We start from the raw sequence: 21,778 nt of genomic DNA, 5'->3' as shown, positions 1-21,778 counted from the left end.
TTTTTCTTCTGAAATTACATTGAGGATAACGGGCACTGTTGCAAATAGAGATTTGAGTCGATGATGTTCCCTTTAAAAAGTACTTAGAGACCGAAAACCCTGTTGATTAGACACACTTCACCCTGAGGCTGACCATAATAAAATGACGATGCTTGTCCTTTACGTAGTGCACGCATGAATTCAATACCTTTAATTGTGGCATAAGCCGTCTTCATAGATTTGAATCCTAATGTGGCCCTGATGATCCGCTTTAGCTTGCCATGATCACATTCAATCACGTTATTTTTATACTTAATCTGCCTGTGCTCAAGGTCTGGTGGACATTTACCTTCCCGTTTTAACCGTGATAAAGCACGTCCATATGTGGGTGCTTTATCCGTGTTGATCACTTGTGGAATTTGCCACTTCTTCACATTATTTAAAATTTTTCCAAGAAAACAATATGCTGATTTGGTATTACGTCTAGAAGAAAGATAAAAATCAATGGTATCGCCACGTTGATCGACTGCACGATACAGATAAGACCATCGTCCATTCACTTTTACATAGGTTTCATCAATATGCCACGAGCTCAGATCTGTAGGATTACGCCAATACCAGCGTAAACGTTTTTCTATTTCAGGAGCATAACGTTGAACCCAACGGTAAATAGTCGTGTGATCAACATTCACACCCCGTTCGGCCAGCATTTCCTGCAGTTCACGATAGCTAATGCCATATTTACAATACCAGCGCACAGCCCAAAGAATGATTTCGCCCTGAAAATGCCGACCATGGAAAGGATTCATATGCTGCTCCTTTAGCTAAAACAGTCTTCAGCTTACCATTCGTGGTTATTTGCAACAGTGCCCTTTAAATGGTTTCTAACAATTTTTGTTATTCCTAAGTAGAAATGTCCTACCTAATAACCAAATAGAAATGTCCTATACAGACACTTCCAAGTCAAGCACAGGATTCAGATTTCGTTCTTTGATTACTGTTTTCTGTGCACGTCTGCTCGGCATCTTTTGAGAACGATTGCGTTTGTTTTGCTGTTCTAATTCTTCGTGCTGTTGTTGAATATGATTGAGAACAGCACCTAAACGTTTATTCTCAACAACCTCTCGCTGGTTGAGCTGACTTAATTTATCGAAGATGCTGTAATTGATTTTTCTTCCTTGATGTTCAATGGCTACCGTGCCATCCGGGTATTCCAGAAACTCAAGATACTTGCCGATCAACCTTTTATTTTCTTCGGTATTTTCCAGTAAATATACGCATTTATCATAAGTAATCGTCAGGCTGTTCGTGACTCTGCGGGGTTCACGCCAGGTAAAAACATCATCTAATTCTTCGGCTGTTTCAGTGACAGTCCGGTGTAGATCCTTGGGATTAAAGGCCATATTGGCAAATTTACGATTAAATTGCTCGATAAAGCAGGGCAGCCAGGCATTCGCTTGCTCAATCGAATAGATGCCTTCCAGGCGCATTTCTTTAATCAGACGGTCCTGAAGCGTTCTATTCGCCCGTTCTACACGGCCTTTGGCTTGTGGTGAATTGGCGAAGATGATATCGATATTGAGGGTACTGAGTACGCGTCCAAACTGGGTAATCTTGGTGTCTTTCTTGCTGCTTTGATTCACCCTGAAGACTGAATGTTTATCACTGTAAAACGCCAACGGCTTACCATGCTGCTCAACATACAAACGTGTTGAAATCATATAGTCAAATGCTGATTCCGACTCACAGAAACGTAAATGCTGTAATTTTCCTGTGGCATCATCGATAAATACCAGCAGACAGCACTTAGCAGCGCGTCCTTCAAACCAGTCATGGTGTGAGCCATCGATTTGAATCAGTTCACCATAACAATCTCGGTTATAACGAGGCTGATACGGGCGTTTCAGGCGCTTGGCGCGAGGAATCCACAGATCGGCTGCAATCATCCAGGAACGCAGTGTTTCCACTGAAATATCGAATCCATGAACAGTGGTGAGCTTTTCATGCGCTAAAGTGGGTCCGAAACCATGCAGTTGATCCGAAACAATATTGAGGCACTTGAGTCTGAGCTCTTCAGGAAGCCTGGAATTGCTGATTTGGCCACGTGCAGCATGTGCTAATGCAGCTGGGCCTTGAGCTTTGTATTTTTGCAATAAACGTCTGATCTGACGTTCTGAAATATGAAGTAGCTGAGCAGCTTGGGACTGGGTTATGCGTTGATCACAGATTTCTTGCAAGACCGACAATCGTTTAAGTTCTTTATCCGACATAGACACCAACATATCAAACCGTCCGCTAAGAAAATTGCAAAAGTGCATATTCTAAAAGCGGACATTTTTACTTTGGAGAAACCGGACATTTCTACTTGGGGCTTACAATTTTATTTCGTATAATAGAGATTATGTTAAATACTTCTCTTTTTAGATAAATATTCATGTTTTCAATACATGCTAATTAGAGATTTTGGACTCAAGCATTTTTATAAAATTTTAACTTATGTGTACCTCTACTTTTAACTTCGGTTATTTATGGGAGGATTACCTACTAAGTGTAAAGAAGGGAAAAAGTATACCCTATTGTTACTTTTTTAAATGAAGACTTTTTCCTATTCCTCTCCCTTCTTTAAAAAGTAAGCAAGGAGTTAAATATAGATTAAGCAGAGGAGCTAATCAAAATCGTGAAACATGGGAAAATATTAATCGTGGAACATAAAAATCAACAAAAATCCCACCTTGTGGAAGATGGGCTATCAACTAGAAACTACAGCATTGATTTATAAAGAGAATTAGAGCGAATTTCGTATAACCACCATTATGTTAAATGGGTGAACTTTTATCTCATTAAAATCATTTTGTATAACTAGTTTTGGCCTCTCGAAAGGGCTTATTCATTTGCGAGTGAAACTACTGAATCAGCCCTTATCAATAATTTTGTCGTATTATAGTTTTACAACAACTCTACCTTTTATTTTTCCATCTAAAATTTCATTTGAAATATTTAAAGCATCTGTTAACTGAATTTCAGTCGTTACTGTTTCTAATTTTGTTTGATCTAATTCTGTAGCTAAACGTTCCCATGCTTCTTTTCTTAATTCAATTGGTGCCATCACGCTATCAATTCCATATAACGTAATCCCTCTCAAAATAAATGGAGCAACTGTCGCAGGAAAATCCATTCCACCTGCCAAACCACACGCAGCAACTGCACCACGATATTTGGTTGCTGCACATGCATTGGCTAAAGTATGGCTTCCAACAGTATCAATCACGCCAGCCCAAATTTCTTTGTTTAATGGCTTTCCTGGCGAAGATAATTCTGCACGATCAATAATTTCACTTGCACCTAATCGATTTAAATATTCTGACTCTTGAGGTCGACCAGTTGAAGCTGTAATCTCATAACCAAGATGGTTCAAAATAATAATCGCAATACTACCCACCCCACCATTTGCGCCTGTTACTAAAATTTTCCCATCACTTGGTTTAATACCATGCTTTTGCAATGCCATGACACACAACATAGCGGTATACCCTGCTGTTCCAATGATCATCGTATCTTTCAAAGAAAAAGCTGAAGGTTTCTGGATGAGCCAATCCCCTGATACAGTCACCCGCTCAGCCAGTCCTCCAGAATACTTTTCACCGACACCCCAGCCATTTAGTAGGACTTCGTCGCCTTCTTTCCATGCTGGATGTTTTGATTCAAGCACCACACCTGAAAAATCTATGCCTGGAGTCAACGGAAAACTACGCACCACTGGCGAACGCCCTGTAATGGCTAAAGCATCTTTATAATTTAATGTTGAATATTGGACTTCAACTGAAACTTCTCCTTCTTGCAAAAGCTTTGGGGCAATCTCTGCAATTTTTGACATGTATCCTGCATCATCTTTAGTAATTACGATACCTTTGTACATAGAATTTCCTTTTCATTTAATTAGACTATTTGTCTAGAATTAATTAAAAAATAAATACAGACGTCTGTATTTATTTTTTGCTTAATTTTTAATATGGTTAAACTGTTCTACTCCTACAGCAAATAAGCGATAAAATGCATCTAAAGGACTGGTTGATTTGACCAAACGTGCTCTAAGAACTGCACCTTCCCATCCAATCCAAAACTGATAAGCAGCTTCATCACAATCAGATTGTAGATATTGCAAATTTGACTGATACAGGCAATCAGAAACCATTTTCTCCCATACTTTAAAAATACTTTCAATTCGGGCGATGATCTCTGGTGGCAAATAAGAAACTTCTTGTCCTAAGTTACCTAAAATACAACCTCGTTTAAAATCATATTTTTGCAGTTTTTCACCCGCATCTTTTACAAAATTTTGCAGCCTTTCTAATGGTGAAAGATCAGTTTGACTTAAAAGCTAATTCAATCGCTTCACAAAATAAAGCTCATAAGCATCTAAGACTTCTAAAATAAAAGCCTCTTTATTTGCAAAATAATGGTAGAAAGACCCTTTAGGAACTTGGACTGATTTCATGAGATCGTCCAAGCTCATAGCATTCATTCCACGTTCGGTCAGTAACTCGATACCTCTGCGGATTAACACTTCTTTAGTGTCTGCATAATTACAACCGTGTTTAGTTGGTCGACCACGTGGTCTTTTGGGTAAGGAAGCATAATTCATATCCAATAAAATAGACTAGCCACCTAGAAATAGCAATGGCACTCAATTGGAATAATTACTTTGAACCTGTAAAAAATTTGCATATGACCGTAATCATTTTTTAAGAAGTTATTCTTTTAACTTTAAGTATTAATTTTATCTAAAATTAACATAATACACCTTATACGTAATGCTTGTGTAACTCCAAAATAGAAATGTCCGGTTTCTCCAAAGTAAAAATGTCCGCTTTTAGAATAGGCACTTTTGCAATTCTCTTAGCGGACGGTTTGATATGTTGGTGTCTATGTCGGATAAAGAACTTAAACGATTGTCGGTCTTGCAAGAAATCTGTGATCAACGCATAACCCAGTCCCAAGCTGCTCAGCTACTTCATATTTCAGAACGTCAGATCAGACGTTTATTGCAAAAATACAAAGCTCAAGGCCCAGCTGCATTAGCACATGCTGCACGTGGCCAAATCAGCAATTCCAGGCTTCCTGAAGAGCTCAGACTCAAGTGCCTCAATATTGTTTCGGATCAACTGCATGGTTTCGGACCCACTTTAGCGCATGAAAAGCTCACCACTGTTCATGGATTCGATATTTCAGTGGAAACACTGCGTTCCTGGATGATTGCAGCCGATCTGTGGATTCCTCGCGCCAAGCGCCTGAAACGCCCGTATCAGCCTCGTTATAACCGAGATTGTTATGGTGAACTGATTCAAATCGATGGCTCACACCATGACTGGTTTGAAGGACGCGCTGCTAAGTGCTGTCTGCTGGTATTTATCGATGATGCCACAGGAAAATTACAGCATTTACGTTTCTGTGAGTCGGAATCAGCATTTGACTATATGATTTCAACACGTTTGTATGTTGAGCAGCATGGTAAGCCGTTGGCGTTTTACAGTGATAAACATTCAGTCTTCAGGGTGAATCAAAGCAGCAAGAAAGACACCAAGATTACCCAGTTTGGACGCGTACTCAGTACCCTCAATATCGATATCATCTTCGCCAATTCACCACAAGCCAAAGGCCGTGTAGAACGGGCGAATAGAACGCTTCAGGACCGTCTGATTAAAGAAATGCGCCTGGAAGGCATCTGTTCGATTGAGCAAGCGAATGCCTGGCTGCCCTGCTTTATCGAGCAATTTAATCGTAAATTTGCCAATATGGCCTTTAATCCCAAGGATCTACACCGGACTGTCACTGAAACAGCCGAAGAATTAGATGATGTTTTTACCTGGCGTGAACCCCGCAGAGTCACGAACAGCCTGACGATTACTTATGATAAATGCGTATATTTACTGGAAAATACCGAAGAAAATAAAAGGTTGATCGGCAAGTATCTTGAGTTTCTGGAATACCCGGATGGCACGGTAGCCATTGAACATCAAGGAAGAAAAATCAATTACAGCATCTTCGATAAATTAAGTCAGCTCAACCAGCGAGAGGTTGTTGAGAATAAACGTTTAGGTGCTGTTCTCAATCATATTCAACAACAGCACGAAGAATTAGAACAGCAAAACAAACGCAATCGTTCTCAAAAGATGCCGAGCAGACGTGCACAGAAAACAGTAATCAAAGAACGAAATCTGAATCCTGTGCTTGACTTGGAAGTGTCTGTATAGGACATTTCTATTTGGTTATTAGGTAGGACATTTCTACTTAGGAATAACAGCTTGATATTTCTCTTTAAATATCATTATATTAAAGCAAGCCGTTCTGGAATATAGGGCACCAGAGCGGCTTTTTATTGATTATTCATGTTCCACGCTTAAAATTCGAACAGTGTTTCATGATTTTTATAAGTTAAACTAAATTTAGTTGCTAATCCCAATAAGCTATTCACTAACTTGTAAATATCGGTATACCGCCTGACGACTAATCCCAAAAGCTTTCCCTAATGCCATTTTCGATGGATACTTCCCCTCCTTCCATGCTTGTCGTAAAGCTTCAGCTTGGTCAGGCTTTAGTTTATGCACCCGACCTTTGTACTTCCCCTGAGCAGAGGCGAGTTTTATTCCTTCCTTTTGCCGCTCTAAAATGATCTCACGTTCGAACTGTGCAAAAGCACCCATCATTTGAAGCATCAAATTATCCATCGGGGTGGATTCGGCTGTAAAAGTAATATTTTCTTTTACAAACTGGATGGCGATCCCTCGTTTGACCAGTTTATCTACTTCAGTGACCAAATCTTTTAGGCTTCGCGCAAAACGATCCATTGAATGTACAATCACCCTGTCCCCTTCCCGGACATACCGGCACTGTTGCAAATAGAGATTTGAGTCGATGATGTTCCCTTTAAAAAGTACTTAGAGACCGAAAACCCTGTTGATTAGACACACTTCACCCTGAGGCTGACCATAATAAAATGACGATGCTTGTCCTTTACGTAGTGCACGCATGACTTCAATACCTTTAATTGTGGCATAAGCCGTCTTCATAGATTTGAATCCTAATGTGGCCCTGATGATCCGCTTTAGCTTGCCATGATCACATTCAATCACGTTATTTTTATACTTAATCTGCCTGTGCTCAAGGTCTGGTGGACATTTACCTTCCCGTTTTAACCGTGATAAAGCACGTCCATATGTGGGTGCTTTATCCGTGTTGATCACTTGTGGAATTTGCCACTTCTTCACATTATTTAAAATTTTTCCAAGAAAACAATATGCTGATTTGGTATTACGTCTAGAAGAAAGATAAAAATCAATGGTATCGCCACGTTGATCGACTGCACGATACAGATAAGACCATCGTCCATTCACTTTTACATAGGTTTCATCAATATGCCACGAGCTCAGATCTGTAGGATTACGCCAATACCAGCGTAAACGTTTTTCTATTTCAGGAGCATAACGTTGAACCCAACGGTAAATAGTCGTGTGATCAACATTCACACCCCCGTTCGGCCAGCATTTCCTGTAGTTCACGATAGCTAATGCCATATTTACAATACCAGCGCACAGCCCAAAGAATGATTTCGCCCTGAAAATGCCGACCATGGAAAGGATTCATATGCTGCACCTTTAGCTAAAACAGTCTTCAGCTTACCATTCGTGGTTATTTGCAACAGTGCCTGTTGGAGCACCACTTGGGTAGTAATCACATTTTATAGATGTATAAATATATATTGTATTTCCCTTATATTTAGGTGTATTTCCATAATATGTAACTGGTTGATGAATTTCACAGCTTCCATCAGGAAAGTAAGATATATGAATTCTTTTTAATTCATCAAAATCACTTTTCTTTATGTCGAGAAAATCTTGAAAAAATAGATTCTGACGTTCTCTTTTGATGACACCATTTTTATCTAAAAAAAAATAGGGATGGGAGTTATAAAGTTTCAAGTAAGCATATAAAACTATTAAAAAAATTATAGATAAGATTGTTTCCATATTTAATAAATATTTCTTTAAGTCGGACTATATTGCAAGTGCCTTGAGTAATTCTGCTATAGCAGATATTTCTGATACTTGCCATTTCAAGCCAATTTCTGCTTCTGAGTGGGGTAAAATAATTTGAACCGTTAACATGTCAGTAGGAGTCTCAATTTTCACACTTCATGCAACAGAGTCGTTTTTATCCTAAGGTTCTTACCACTTGTATTCTTTACTAACATATATCTAAAAAAGTGTAGCAAGTTGCTACACTTTTCGCTAGATCAACTCTTTACCAAAAATATCATTCAGTCTTTCACGAATACTATGGACGAATTCCGGATTACTTTTAAGTTTATGCTTCATATTTCGTTTAAAGTCATTCAACCCCATACCAATTTCAGCAAAATCCATTTGGAATAAAGTGTCATTAATGACAATATTTGCTTGAGAGTCAGTGAGGCATCCTACTTTTTTAAACCACTTCTTGAACTGCTGATAATTTTCATCATTATTAAAAATATACCAAGAACGTACATTCATATCGAATTTAGCCCCTAATTCTTTTACGTATGCATTGTCTTCAAATGGAACATCAAGATAGATTTTTTCAATCACTGCAAATTCATCCAGTGTCTTATCAGCAATCCGATGATGCAGTTTAAAATTCACACCTACAATTGGACGGCCTTTCTTAACGGTTTCATACTCTAACTGTAGATCTGTATTTTCGTTAATTTCTGCCACTATTTTGTCTAATACATAGCGTCTAAAATCTACCCAGCGATCATATTTGGTTTCATTAATATCAATCAGTGCTTTCAAGTTTTCTAAAAGTAATGGCACTTCATAACTCTTTTGATTGGCGTACTTAAATTCGTTTTTAATGAAATAAGTATAAAGACTCATACTGGCAACAGAATCTAGGGCAAAAAGATGTTTTAGCTGATAGGTAGTAAAATTACCCCCAGCCAGTTGAGTGAAATACGGCAACACCTCACTGGTAAAACGAATCTGAATCGCATTTTTAGAATCATCTTCCCATCTTAACTCACGGATAATGGGAACGACAGAATGTACTTTTTTAGTCTTTCTCTTACCATTATCAGCTGGTTCCTCAATAATAAAATGAGCTACCCGGGATGAAAGCTCTTTATAGATCCGATCTATTGCAACATTAATTGAATTACGTTTATTTAATCCTAGTAAATCTGCCAAATCATCCTTATACAAATAAATATAAGTTTGTTCGGTAATTTCACCATCTACCCTATTTTTCTCACTATAATTCGCAACCGCCATTGCATATAGAAGTGCCTTATATTCATTGGCTGATAATTCGATTGGGCGAATTAAACGGTTACTGGTACTGACAACGCCATTATGGCGAATGTTGCCTATACAGTAAGGAATATAATTCGATTCTTCTTGCAATGGTTCAGATTCTGTCATAACCGTGATATTTATAATTTAACTTACTTTTTTATATACAAAAGTGGAAAAACTTTCAAGGCTTTCACCACAAGATTCTAAAAGTGGAATGTTTGTCATCAAAAAGAAGCATTTTAGCCGGTTTTCTGCATTTAAAGTGGAATTAATTATAATCTTTCCACCCCATGATGACAGACCTTCCACCTTTAGTCTCGAAATTACAGTTCAGAAGGCCTATTTTTACTTTTTTCATTCAGATCTAGATAGGTTAAGTCAGATAAAAACCCTGATGTGACAAGGCTTCCACCTTTTTGTTAGATTTAAAAGGTATAACTGCACATATAATCATCAGGAAATATCCAATAAAAACAGACTATCCACAGGTTAAGAAGATACAGTGACAATCTTTCCACCTTTAAAGCTTAGTTATGAGACTTTATTAACAGCTTAAATATTTGTTTTTGCAATTATTTTTAAATAAAAACAGCAGATCTAAAAATAGCAGTGACAAACTTTCCACCCTAGTGACAGACCTTCCACTTTAGAGTGACAAACCTTCCACTTTAGAGTGACAGACCTTCCACTTTAGAGTGACAGACCTTCCACTTTAGAGTGACAGACCTTCCACTTTAGAGTGACAAACCTTCCACTTTTAAAGTTACAAGCATTTGTTTTATATAATAAAAATATGATCCTAATTATTAATTAGCTAAATAACTAATTATTCTAATTTTTAATTAAGCTAGCTTAGTTAAAAATTTATTTTTTAAACTGTTTTACAGCTGAATAAATAGGATTTATAAATTTAAAAACTATAGTAAGATGAATGAAAGTTATTTATATTACTAAACATTCAAATAAGGAAGCATCTGACACGCATGTCTGCAAAAATTATTACTGTTGCTAACCATAAAGGCGGATGTGGCAAAACAACGACTGTTGTGCACCTAGCCTCAGAACTTGCCAATCTGGGCAACAAAGTTTTAGTCATTGATTTAGATCCTCAAGCAAACGCAAGTTTACACATTGGAATCCAACATCCAAGCGAAATTGCTGTCACTACAGCAGAATTACTAGTGGGCGATATTTCGTTGTTGGCAGATGCATTACAAGAAGAAACGAACTTTGAAAAAGTATCATTAATTTATGGTTCCTTAAATTTAGGAAAAACTGAAGATCAACTAAAAGAAGAAGCTCCCCGTCCTTCTGAAGAGTTAAATATCAAGTTAAAACTATTAAAAGATCTTTATGATTTTATATTGATCGACTGTCCACCTAGCCTTAAATTATTAACCAGCAATGCCTTGGCATCTTCAACACATGTCATTATCCCTATCGAATCAGGATCACAATATGGATTGTATGGGGTAACAGATCTTTTAAATCATCTTGAAAAGATCAAACGTATTAATCCAGATTTAGAGCTTTTAGGCGCTTTACTAATTAAGCATGATGAACGTCAGAATGTCTGTAAGCTGATTCGGGATGAAGCCTTGAAACAGGTAGGTAAAATTTTAGAAACCACAATTCCTCAAAGTACTAAAGTCAATCAAGCAGCGATTCTGCAACAACCACTTTTGAAAGTAGAAAAAAATTCAAAAGTACGTAAGGCTTTTGAAAGCCTTGCGAATGAAATTGTAGTAAAAATTATAACCTGAGAGCATTATGGCAAGCACCAAAGAGCTTTTAGCTCAGAAACTGAAGCAGAATACAGAAAAACATCAGCAGGCACAGAAAGACAATATTAAAGAGCCGAAAGAGTTTAGACGTAATGTCCCTATTGAGGATATCAGCCGAAGTCCAAACCAGCCGCGTAAAATATTTGAAGAGTCACAGTTAAAAGAACTGGCGGATTCTATTAATGAAATCGGCCTTTTGCAGCCCATTACAGTGCGTAAACTGGATAATCTGAAATATGAACTGATTGCAGGCGAGCGACGCTTACGGGCACATCAATTACTCGGAAAGTCTGTGATTGAAGCCATTATCATTGATGCAAATAATGTAGAAGCATCTTTGTTAACCCTGGCAGAGAATTTAAAGCGTCAGGATCTGACAGATTATGAGATTTTTATTGGCCTGAACTCACTTGATGAGAAATTAAAGAAAAACAAGCAACGTTTAGCCAATTCACTGGGTTTAAATCGCGAAGATATGTACAAGTATTTAGCATACGAAAAACTGCCGCAAGCAATTTTAAATGACCTTGATGTGGAACCAGGCTTGCTAGGCCGTACTGCTGCAACTGCATTCAAAAAATTTCTATCGGATCATCTTGAACAACTCTCTGAAGCCGAAGTGGCCTTACTCGGAGCTTGGGAAAAATTAAAAGACAAAAAACTCGAGCAAAGCAAAGTTACTACTTATGCTGAAAAACTATTGAGTCAGAATCCAGAAAAACTGACCACAACATCCGTGGTCAGAAAAATTGAATATGCCGGTAAGATTGCGGGGAATATCAAACTGAATCAAAAACAGCTTAAGGTTTCTCTGAATATCTCGGAAATTGACGAAGCCAGTCTCTTACAATTAGAAGATTTCTTAAAACAGCTGATTCAAAAAAGCGAAAAAGTGTAGCAAGTTGCTACACTTTCTTAGCACCCTGAAACTAATTACTTCCTCATGCATTATTGAAGTTTATTTTCTTAAGTATGCTTCTTTACATTTGGTCTTTGAGAGTACTGTTACTTCGGATTGAGATTAAATTCTGCCTTTCTTCTTGTGGAGTAGTTTTATATTTATCCGGAAATATTATATATGTCCATATAAGCACTCCCAGTTTTCAGGTTTTGTATCAAAATAATCAATTCTTATCAGATTTTTCGATAGGGAAGTATATATGCTGGTGGAACATAAATAATTTGGTGGTGTTTCAAAAGGTATGCTGCCGTTAAACAAATACGTTATTAAGGTAAAAGAAAGTAAGCATCCAGCTAACACAGCCTTACCAAGCGATCCTATAAGCCTTAATTTAGTTCCCACATAAAAAACAAGTGGGGACTTAATCTATGAACATGGATATATATTCAGCAACACCTCCTGTTGCTAAAAAACGCAGAACATACAGCAAAGAATTCAAATTCAGTATTGTCAATACCTGTAAAAATCCTAATACCTCGATCGCTTCGGTCGCACTGCAACATAGTATTAATGCCAACCTTGTCAGTCGTTGGATCAGGATCTTCAGCCATCATGAGGGTGTCGTGCAGGATCCTACTCATGTGAATCCAGCATTTATTGCTTTGCCTTACACTGCTGCAATCAGCCAACCTATTGATGAGAGGATCACGTTGTGTATCACCGTGCCTCATACGAATAATGATATTCAGCTAAAATGGCAGACATCAGAAATACCTGCCTTGGCAGAATTACTCAAGGCACTGGCAACATGATCCGTATCAATGAAATTTGGCTCTCTACCCAGCCCATGGATATGCGAGCAGGAATGGATATGCGAGCAGGAATGGATACTGTCATGGCTCAGGTGGTGAGAGCCTTTGGCTACATCAAACCGCATTGTGCTTACCTGTTCTGTAATAAACGTGGCCATCGCATGAAAGTGTTGGTACATGATGGACTGGGCATCTGGCTGTGTGCCCGGCGGCTGGAACAGGGAAAATTTCACTGGGCTCAAGTTCACCAAGGTGAAACCGTGGCCCTCAGCCCGGAACAGTTACAGGCACTGATCCAAGGTTTGCCCTGGCAGCGCATTGGACGACAGCAGGTGGTGACGATGCTTTAAACCAGGCTGTTCCATTCTGCTATTCTCCAAACGTTCTATTTCATTCTTCTCATGACCTCAGGCATACTGCGGTCATGAATACGCTGCCAGATTTAAGCCAACTGACCCATGAACAACTGCTGGAATTTACCAGGCAGTTGGCGATGCAGCATCAGTCTCTGGCACAATCAAATCAAGAATTAGAAAAATAAACCAGCAATTAGATGCCAAAGTTCAACATCTTGAAGTCACCAATCAGCAATTAGATTCTAAAGTTCAACATCTTTCTATTCTCAATCAAAAATACGAGCATGAACTCGCACTATTTAAACAGCACAAATTCGGCAGTAAAAACGAACATCTCACTGCAAAACAAATCCATCTATGGGACGAAGCGGTCGAAGAAGATATCGCAGCCGTTGATCTAGAACTGGAACGGCTAAATGCAGATAAAACCGATGCAGTGACACACAAAGCCACAGTCAAAAAACCTAAACGTCGACCACTGCCATATCATCTACACACCATCCGTATTGAGCATGAACCTGCATCAACCCAATGTGCTTGTGGCTGCCAACTCCATCGTATCGGCGAAGATGTCAGTGAAAAACTGCATTTCAGACCGGCACAGTTCTATAAGGAACAGCATGTGCGTGGTAAATGGGTCTGTTGTCAACGGCATTCTAAAATTGACCCCTTTTACCTTACAAATGGCAAAGTAAAATTGACCCCTTTGATCTCGTATTAAGTTTCAACCTGGGGCTGAATCCCAATTCTTTTTTTATCCTTCAAACGATAACTCTCACCCGATATTTGTACCACATGACAGTGATGCAATAACCGATCTAACATCGCAGCGGTCAACGTGACATCATCCGCAAATGACTTAGACCATTGGCTAAAGGGTAAGTTACTCGTCAATATCGTACTGCCTTTTTCATAACGCTTGGCAATCACGTTAAAGAACAGATTCGCTTCTTCACGTCCAAACGGTAAATAACCAATTTCATCGATAATCAGTAACTTTGGTCCCATTACCGCACGTTGCATATAGGTTTTCAATTTACCTTGCTGATAGGCTGTACTCAGTTGCAGCATGAGATCGGCGGCGGTAATAAACTTGGTTTTGACATTGTTCATGATGGCCTTATAGCCTAATGCCATAGATAAGTGCGTTTTCCCTACACCGCTAGCCCCGAGAAACACCACATTTTCTGCTCTAGCAATAAAGCTCAGGTTGAACAGTTCAATCACCTGTGATTTAGGGGCCCCTAGGGCATAATTAAAATCATAGTCTTCCAGGGTTTTGACTTGAGGCAGGCCTGAGAGTTTCATCAGGACCTGCTGGCTGCGCTGTTGCCTGGCAGCATATTCATGCGTCAAGATCGCTTCAACAAAGTCGGCATAACTTCCATCTTGACCTAATGTTTGTTGTGCATGATGTGACCATTGTGATGCGATGGCAGGCAGATTGAGCTTTTGGCAAAGTTGCTCTATACGGTCGTATTGCAGATTCATCAGGAAACTCCCAGCAACTGGTCATATACCGATAAGGGATGCTGCAAACTCTCGTAGGGCATGACATGCTGTGCTGCTGCAACAGGTACAGTGCCAGAACCCGTATCTGATTGCGGTAATGGCGTAAATTTTTGCTGCTCCTGTTGCAGTCGAACAGCCGGTTTTTCTTGCGTGGTGGCATGAATCCGCTGATTGGCGGTTTCATGCAGCCACCGGCCAATGTGGGCATTGGCGACATCAACATCTAACAGTAAACCCGAAGTCTTCAGGCTTGCTTTCAATGGCACAATAAAGCTTGATTTGAGGTATCCATTAAAGCGTTCAACTTTGCCTTTGGTCTGTGCACGGTAGGGCTTACATACGCGAGGACGAAAGCTGTATTTCTTGGCGCAGTCGAGCAGTTTGGGATTCCATTTATGCTGCCCCTCCTGATAGGCATCCCGTTCAATCATGATCGTTTTAGCGTTATCAAACAGTATTTCCTGAGGTACTCCTGCAAAGAACTGAAATGCATTTTCTAGACCATCGATCCATGCATCGGTACGTTCATGATCATAAAATTTCACGAAAGTCGCTCTGGAATACCCTAATGTTGCGACAAAGGCTTTCAAAGTCGTGTTGTTGCGTCGAATTGTGGTGAAATCCACCTGCATTTGATTTAGTATAAAAATAAGGTTAGTAAATAAATCATTTAATTCAGATACTTTTTTAGTAAACATAAAATATATTTGATTTTATTTTGTTAATTTTGGGACTATGATATTCTATTATTTTAACGCTAAAAATAATTTACCTGTGCAGAAAAAAATGATGACACCATTGCTCATTGATGCATTAACAATATCTGAAGGTAGGTTTGAAAAACCATGCCCAGCTTTAGTTTTGAAAATGATGTTACTCAATGGGGAAATAAGCAGTGAGTTTTCAGAAAAAATTAAAAATCAAGCATTACTACTGCTCGCGATATATCGTAAGTTACTGCTTGCTGTCGATAGGGATTTATGTAAGGTAAAAATTCTAAAGAACAGTGTGAAAAGAAGACACTGGGGAAAAATGGATAAAGCACAGGACAAGATGGTGGTTGCAGACCAACTTCGGCTAAAGCGTTTAGATCCAGAAGAAATGATTTTATTTTTAAATACACAGCATTATCTAAATAAGCTGCCTATTTCCTTTGTAAAAAAACTGGTAGGTTGGGCACCACCAGTGGTGAGTGGTACTTTTTTAATCGAAAATGTTTTAGCTGGTTATATCGCCCAGAAGCTTTTGCCATTAGAAAGAATTAAAGTGAAAGAGCTGGGCAATTCTGTGCAACCCTATTTTCACATAGCTGACTTTTTTGTGCTTTTACCTCAACTAGAAGAACTTTATCAAAAATATCAAAAGCAAATTGTTCGTTTGGCGCCAACGGCAGAAGTTGCTTTAGCCTTAACAGACTTTGGGAAAGCATGGATTTATCGTCTTAGGAGTAGGCTATGAATATTTATTTTAAGCAACTGCTAGAATGGATAAACCAGAATACCCCTATAGAAGAACAAAAACTCCTCCGAGCATTATTTTTATTACGTGCACATTATAGCTTAGCCGGTATCGTTGTCATTTGTCAGCGAATTTTCACCTTGATTGGTGATAATGAATTACCAAAATTTCGTGATGAGCTTAAGACTTTAGAGATCATTAGTGCATTAGAGTATTCTGAGGAATATTCACATTTTTTTTCAAAAACAACGGATAAAAATAAACATAATCCCACGCCGTTGCGCCCCTTTACTGGAGACAGTGGAATTTGTGATTTGCTCTTGCTTAAATCAGGAGAAAATCATAATAATGAGAGTTTTGATGCTGTAATTATTTGGTTTTTAGATCAAATTTTTCATTTTCAAGACAAGGTACATGCTCTTGAGCTTTATAGTAGTTATTTAAAGGGTGATGGAAGCATAAAGCTGAAAGACCAAAAAGGATCTCGTGTGTACAATGCCTTTTTAGCGATTAGGCTATTAGGTGATGCTGGTAATAAACAGATTTTAGAAGATGTAAAAGCATCACTGCTTCAAAATTCCCCGAAACAACTGATTCAGTTAATGTCTGTTCATAATAATGATGAACAATTAAATAAAATTTATTATGCATTAAAGCTATTTTTATCACAAATCTGGCGAAATAATCGGCTAAAAAATAACAAAAAACGTCGAGAGTTTTTACACCGTATAGGGATAAAGCACAAAAAATTGATCCTGCAACGATATGGTTCATTAAGTATTGCTATTCAACCTTTAGAAGATGTAGATGAAATTCATCGTGGTCTAGTCTCAGATGTATTTGAGGATGATGAGATTGAAGAAGATGAAACACCATTGGAGCCCTTGTTTAGATTTTTTTTGGCAGAACAATCCGATTTACTTCGAGGGTTTTATGCATCTAAGTCGACTTCTCAACATATTGAAGCTGCAAATGTTGGTTTAGTTTGGACCAAATCGCGATTGTCCTTAAATTCAATTCAAGAAGTATTTAGACTCTGTCAACCATCTCATACAGATTCCAGCTTGATGTTACGCGCAAAATTAGCTTTGATATTAAGCTTGCTCACCGGACGTCCGGTGGGTGAATTTAAAGCGCCAAGTTTTAGTCAAAATACTGGTCATAATAATATTACTGGTCATAATAATATTACTATTAAGTATGATCATAGTTTATCTGCATATGTATTAAGTGTGTTTGCAGGGACACCGACACTCAAAAAAAAACCAGAAGATTCTAAATTTCATGTGCCATGGACCAATGAATTACATTTGGTTTTACCGATTGAACTCAATGATTTAGTGAGTCAAGTCAAAAATCTTGGGATTACAAGACGTCATATGGCAGTTGAACGTGACGTGAGTGAACTGATTAACCGTTTACCTAAAGAGCTAGAAATCAGCCTCAAAAGCATTCGCGATATTCTTCCACGGTTGTTATATGATCATAGCCAAGGTGATTTAGCTGTCGTTAAAGCAGTGACGAATGCATCAGGTCGAAATTATGATAACTTGATTCATTATGCCTCTTTTGAACAGAGGCAACTTGAGCAACTTTGGGCGGATTGTTTAAGAAAGCTAAATATTGATATTCCTGAATATAGACACTCTTCTAGTGGACGCGTGGGGAGTCCGATTGGGATAAAGATTATTGAAATAAAAAATGAAATTGCACGAATAAAAAATTATATATATCAAGCCAATGAACAGAAAGATTGGCAGATGTTCTTGAAATACTTAATGTCATATACGGAATTATGGATAAATCTTGCCACAGCTGGTCGAGGTATTAAACAACCCTTTCCAAAGTGGATCAGTCAGCAAGGCTGGGCCTTGATTCAAGATAAGCATCATCAAAATGAATCAACTGATCGTTATGTGCCATTGACTCCAGCATTGATCAAACAGATTCAAAGTTTACGTGGTTTGATGGGAATGTTGGGGGAGCAAATTGAGCTACGTGTTGATTTATCATCTTATGCTGTGCAACTGTATGATCCTCATCAGATTAAACATTTAGTTAGAAATTGGGCACGGAAGTTGGTTCGCTCTGATCGTAATCAGTTACCTGGGAGGTTCAAGGACGCTGGACTTGGGCACTGGATACGGGGTCGTCATCCATGGGATATATTATCCGTATTTACTGTATCAGCCTTTAAACAACAGTGGTTTGATGTACAAGAAAACTTGCAAAAACAATTAGGTTTCGAGTGCATTGAAGATTTTGATTTTTTAAAAATCAAGAATGTTCCTACATTTGTTTTAACCCAAGAGACTAAAACAGCTCAAGTAGATACGAAGCTGAGAATACAATATTCAGAAAATGATGTAAAAGAATGGCTGAAAAACTCAGAGTATGAGTCCTATTGTCCGTTGATTTTTGAGGAAAATCCTGAGCCACAAGTAGCTTTAGAGCTTGGACATCTATTAGCCTCAAATTTAGCTAAAAATAAAAATATTGATTTGCCTCAAGCGATTAAAGCATATTGTGCTTATATTCGCGATGAAGCGAAAATTCCTTTATTCGTTCAGCTACCTCAAAAGGCTCATCGTACATGGCTGACATCTGAAAATAGTTTTAGTACATGGTGTTATATAGAACAAAACTTACTTGATGTTATTCAGAATGATTTAGAAAATTTACCATCACATCAAAATTGTGATGTTGAAATAGGACGTTTGCTGGTTGTACTCTCGATGTATTCACAATTGTGCAGAGTAAGCCATTTACAAGCAATGTTAGAGTTTATTGCTTCTGATCAGCCTATAGTCGCTATGGGATATAGTCGGCTTATTGAGCTGGCAGTGAATAATGATAGATCTGTGACGAAGATACGCCGTACCGTACTGTTAAGTCCTTATGTCTCTACTTTAATTTTAGTAGATCGACAGTATTTACAGCCCCGATTAAAGGAGATTTTAGCACAGTCAAAAAGTCAACAAAGAACGGCTTGGCAAAAGTGTTTTACTACATATCTAAAACAAATTGGGCTTAAGTCCACTCTATCGTTAGCTCAATGGTTGAAAGCTTTACAGCAAAATGTGATGTTAAATAGTACTCCGTTGATTGCAGGTTACATATCAGGCCAAGTCTTGACTGAAGATCTTTCAATAAATGAATTATTACGCTTATCCGAATATGAAAAATTAACCACAGGTTTAGATAGCACTGAGCCAGAAAGTGAAATAGAAATAGGCGATGAGCAACTACATTTGTCTGATATTTTAGCGATGATTCAGCAACTAAAAGGTGAGTCTAGATCAAGCATTTGGCTTAAACAGCTTGCCAATAATAAAACGAATCACTATTCAGTCAATTTATTAACGTGCTTTGTGCAATGGTTGATTTTACGCTGTGATGCAGAAGAGTTAAGTCTACAGAATCGAAATATGATTCATCTACATTTGGCCATCGTCAGTGCAGGTGTATTGGGGTTTTCAGAAGATTTAACAAAAGATAGCCAGATTGATGAAGATGTGTTTCAAAAATGGATGGAGTTGACGCAAGAGCATTTTCCACATCGCAAGCATCTCGCTGCGTGGAATCGCTTTAGGGATTTTTTAATTCAGTTAAATGATGATCGTATAAGGTTACAAAAGCGTACAGCGCATCAAGCAAGTGCTAAAGTTTTTTCAAAAAATGAAGTGCGGCAGATCGTTCAAATATTACAATCTGTAGAATCTGGGGTGAATGATACTGTTTTACGCCTAGAGATTCAGCGTCATTTTCGTTTATCTGCGGCGATGGGTGTACGCCGTTCAGAGGCGCTTCATTTACGGCCCTTAGATATTGATGAGGATATGCTCAGAATTCGTCCTTATGGTGAGCATCAGTTAAAAACACTTGGATCAGAACGTGTTGTTCCGATGAATTTATTAAGCCAGACGATTAAAAAGGGATTAGATGATATTTATAAGAATAAAAAAGATTCAATATTAATTTCCGATGAGAACAGTGAGCATAGGACTTTTTTTGATCAAATATCTCAAATATTAAAGAAAGTCACTGGAGATGTTGATCTCAGCTTACATCATTTAAGACACACGTTTGCAAGTGCATATACTTTAAAGTGTTTGCAAACAGTGGTGGATTTTAAAGCCCTGACGATAGAACTGCCATGGTTACAAACTTGGATGCCATCGAATGAGCAATTTAATACGCTAGTAGGCAATGAAGGACAGGTTGGGCAAGGGATTAAGGCGATTAGTCGAGTGCTTGGACATTTACATGAATCGACAACATTAAAGCATTATATTCATATCTTATTTCTAGCTACTTATGCCTATAGCATGCAACAACAGCAACCCAATTTACATACTGCATTTTCTTACCGAGTCATGAGTCGGAGTAATTTATTCAGGCATTTCAAAGCGATTAACCAACAGAATGGTAATCTAAAATATGAGTTGAGAGATACCATCGAAAAATATGTGCTCAAAAAAATAGAAAGTCAGAGGTGGGTAATCTATGCTCAAAAAAGAGGGAATTCGACGGGTAAAGTAATTAAACACGAACTGTTTCAAAAGATTGAAGATATTGAGCGGTATCTTATTTCTGGACAGGGGCAGCCACAATTAGATATTGAGTCCTGGAAGAGAGCTTTAATTACGATGTCAAACATTCCTTCAGGTAAACGTGGTTCAAATATAGGAAGACATCCATTCTTGACACAAGGAAAATTAGCACGTTTGCCTGAATTACTAAGGGCTGTAGATTTTAATTCCGCACAAGAGATTTTAGAGCGATTTGATTATTTAGAACAAAACCAATCAGAAACTTACAATTGGTTAATAAAAAAATGGTTGTATGAAAGTAATGTAACAAAAGTATTGATGCATTTTACGGCAGAGGATGAACCTATGCTTTCAATCCTTACAGAACATCAGTTTTTTCCGATAGTGATGAAACATAATAAATATGATTATTTTAGAATTATGTCTCAACAAGCGTCATTAAGCGCCGTGCGATGGGTACTAGCATGGTTGAGTGTACGATATTTGGCGATTGGAGATCATATCAGAATATAAGTATATATGACTTACGCACGCTTTATTACATAAAGTTTTGAAAGACAGCGCTACCTTAATTGTACTAGCTCAAACCTGATCTGACAGTTACCCATTTTTTTTTGTGCCTGTCAGGGGTTTTGTTGCATAAATATCTAAGAGTATGATTTTGTTTAATTTGTGCAACAAATCCGAGTTTCGTAGCTAATTACTTTATACATCAACTAAATATTGTAGAAATTATAAGATACTCATCTGGTATGCCTCTAAAATTATAAGTAATTATTTTTGAATCAATTGATCAAATATTAATCATAAAATTTGACCAATTGAATTTATGTAAATAAGATAAAGATGTTACAGCAAAATCTGTGACCAGGCGTGGAAACCTGTTACTCAACGAACTAAAGAGTCGCTTTTAGTGGCTCTTTTGTGTCTACATGGCGCTTTTATGGTAAGCCAAGTAGGGCAGTCTTTGACTGGCCGTTTCGTTGAGCGGTATTTCCACACCCTATTTGGTTTGCCTCCATCTCGTGGAAAGGATGTTGGCAAACAACAATCTATCAACGAGGTTTAAAATGCGTCTTTATACTATTTCT

Annotated in this window: 13 protein-coding genes and 5 pseudogenes; 8 read left to right on the top strand and 10 right to left on the bottom strand. The window is 38.0% G+C overall.

The genetic code is table 11. The annotated features are described in order from the left end of the window. Positions 1–83 precede the first annotated feature (83 nt). From LZP46_RS15035 to LZP46_RS15020, 4 genes and pseudogenes are all read right to left on the bottom strand, one after another. On the bottom strand, positions 84–788 hold the full coding sequence (locus LZP46_RS15035) for an IS6-like element IS1006 family transposase (protein WP_168370865.1): 705 nt from the start codon (positions 786–788) through the stop codon (positions 84–86). Positions 789–923: 135 nt separating this feature from the next. Beyond that, positions 924–2,249: an ISNCY family transposase gene (locus LZP46_RS15030; protein ID WP_079393426.1), complete on the bottom strand. Its 1,326-nt coding sequence runs from the start codon at positions 2,247–2,249 to the stop codon at positions 924–926. A gap of 668 nt (positions 2,250–2,917) precedes the next feature. Beyond that, a complete protein-coding gene (gene acuI, locus LZP46_RS15025; RefSeq protein ID WP_236095252.1) occupies positions 2,918–3,895 on the bottom strand; it encodes an acrylyl-CoA reductase (NADPH) in 978 nt (325 codons plus the stop codon). 81 nt (positions 3,896–3,976) lie between these two features. Then, positions 3,977–4,621, bottom strand: a pseudogene (locus tag LZP46_RS15020) (TetR family transcriptional regulator C-terminal domain-containing protein). Positions 4,622–4,904: 283 nt separating this feature from the next. Here LZP46_RS15020 and LZP46_RS15015 point away from each other — a divergent pair. Next, on the top strand, positions 4,905–6,230 hold the full coding sequence (locus LZP46_RS15015) for an ISNCY family transposase (RefSeq protein WP_020846983.1): 1,326 nt from the start codon (positions 4,905–4,907) through the stop codon (positions 6,228–6,230). A gap of 213 nt (positions 6,231–6,443) precedes the next feature. Here the strand turns inward: LZP46_RS15015 and LZP46_RS15010 are convergent. The 4 genes and pseudogenes from LZP46_RS15010 to LZP46_RS14995 all read right to left on the bottom strand — a co-directional run. Then, positions 6,444–6,863 (bottom strand): annotated as a pseudogene (locus LZP46_RS15010) (recombinase family protein); the annotation flags it as partial. Positions 6,864–6,914: 51 nt separating this feature from the next. Further along, positions 6,915–7,620 (bottom strand): annotated as a pseudogene (locus LZP46_RS15005) (IS6-like element IS1006 family transposase). 32 nt (positions 7,621–7,652) lie between these two features. Next, on the bottom strand, positions 7,653–8,003 hold the full coding sequence (locus LZP46_RS15000; RefSeq protein ID WP_223129251.1) for a hypothetical protein: 351 nt from the start codon (positions 8,001–8,003) through the stop codon (positions 7,653–7,655). 261 nt (positions 8,004–8,264) lie between these two features. Beyond that, positions 8,265–9,437 (bottom strand): replication initiation protein, encoded by a 1,173-nt coding sequence (locus LZP46_RS14995; RefSeq protein ID WP_236095251.1) that lies wholly within the window; start codon positions 9,435–9,437, stop codon positions 8,265–8,267. Between the two features lie 857 nt (positions 9,438–10,294). Here LZP46_RS14995 and LZP46_RS14990 point away from each other — a divergent pair. The 5 genes and pseudogenes from LZP46_RS14990 to LZP46_RS14970 all read left to right on the top strand — a co-directional run. Continuing rightward, positions 10,295–11,074 carry a ParA family protein gene (locus tag LZP46_RS14990; RefSeq protein WP_223129253.1) on the top strand — a complete coding sequence of 260 codons (780 nt, stop codon included), beginning with the start codon at positions 10,295–10,297 and terminating at the stop codon, positions 11,072–11,074. 7 nt (positions 11,075–11,081) lie between these two features. Continuing rightward, positions 11,082–11,993 (top strand): ParB/RepB/Spo0J family partition protein, encoded by a 912-nt coding sequence (locus LZP46_RS14985; RefSeq protein ID WP_119879449.1) that lies wholly within the window; start codon positions 11,082–11,084, stop codon positions 11,991–11,993. A 431-nt stretch (positions 11,994–12,424) separates the two neighbouring features. After that, complete coding sequence (locus tag LZP46_RS14980; RefSeq protein ID WP_236095250.1) at positions 12,425–12,808, top strand: transposase; 384 nt, start codon at positions 12,425–12,427, stop codon at positions 12,806–12,808. Continuing rightward, positions 12,805–13,158: an IS66 family insertion sequence element accessory protein TnpB gene (gene tnpB / locus LZP46_RS14975; RefSeq protein WP_236095249.1), complete on the top strand. Its 354-nt coding sequence runs from the start codon at positions 12,805–12,807 to the stop codon at positions 13,156–13,158. Before LZP46_RS14980 ends, tnpB begins: the two co-directional genes overlap by 4 nt. A 74-nt stretch (positions 13,159–13,232) precedes the next feature. Continuing rightward, a pseudogene (locus LZP46_RS14970) lies at positions 13,233–13,813 on the top strand (IS66 family transposase zinc-finger binding domain-containing protein); the annotation flags it as partial. Positions 13,814–13,881: 68 nt separating this feature from the next. Here LZP46_RS14970 and istB read toward each other — a convergent pair. Continuing rightward, positions 13,882–14,655 (bottom strand): IS21-like element ISAba8 family helper ATPase IstB, encoded by a 774-nt coding sequence (istB, locus tag LZP46_RS14965; RefSeq protein ID WP_236095248.1) that lies wholly within the window; start codon positions 14,653–14,655, stop codon positions 13,882–13,884. Next, positions 14,655–15,311, bottom strand: a pseudogene (gene istA / locus LZP46_RS14960) (IS21-like element ISAba8 family transposase); the annotation flags it as partial. The gene istB and the pseudogene istA, both read right to left, overlap by 1 nt. Positions 15,312–15,462: 151 nt before the next feature. Here istA and LZP46_RS14955 point away from each other — a divergent pair. Together LZP46_RS14955 and LZP46_RS14950 are read left to right on the top strand one after the other, a co-directional pair. Further along, positions 15,463–16,134 (top strand): hypothetical protein, encoded by a 672-nt coding sequence (locus LZP46_RS14955; RefSeq protein ID WP_236095247.1) that lies wholly within the window; start codon positions 15,463–15,465, stop codon positions 16,132–16,134. Continuing rightward, on the top strand, positions 16,131–21,200 hold the full coding sequence (locus LZP46_RS14950) for a tyrosine-type recombinase/integrase (RefSeq protein WP_236095246.1): 5,070 nt from the start codon (positions 16,131–16,133) through the stop codon (positions 21,198–21,200). The genes LZP46_RS14955 and LZP46_RS14950 overlap by 4 nt, the downstream gene beginning before the upstream one ends. Positions 21,201–21,778 lie beyond the last annotated feature (578 nt).

The organism is Acinetobacter sp. SCLZS86, assembly GCF_021560715.1.
GTDB lineage: Bacteria > Pseudomonadota > Gammaproteobacteria > Pseudomonadales > Moraxellaceae > Acinetobacter > Acinetobacter towneri_A.
Note: the sequence above shows the minus strand (reverse complement) of the source record. Positions and strands in the feature narration are given on the sequence as shown.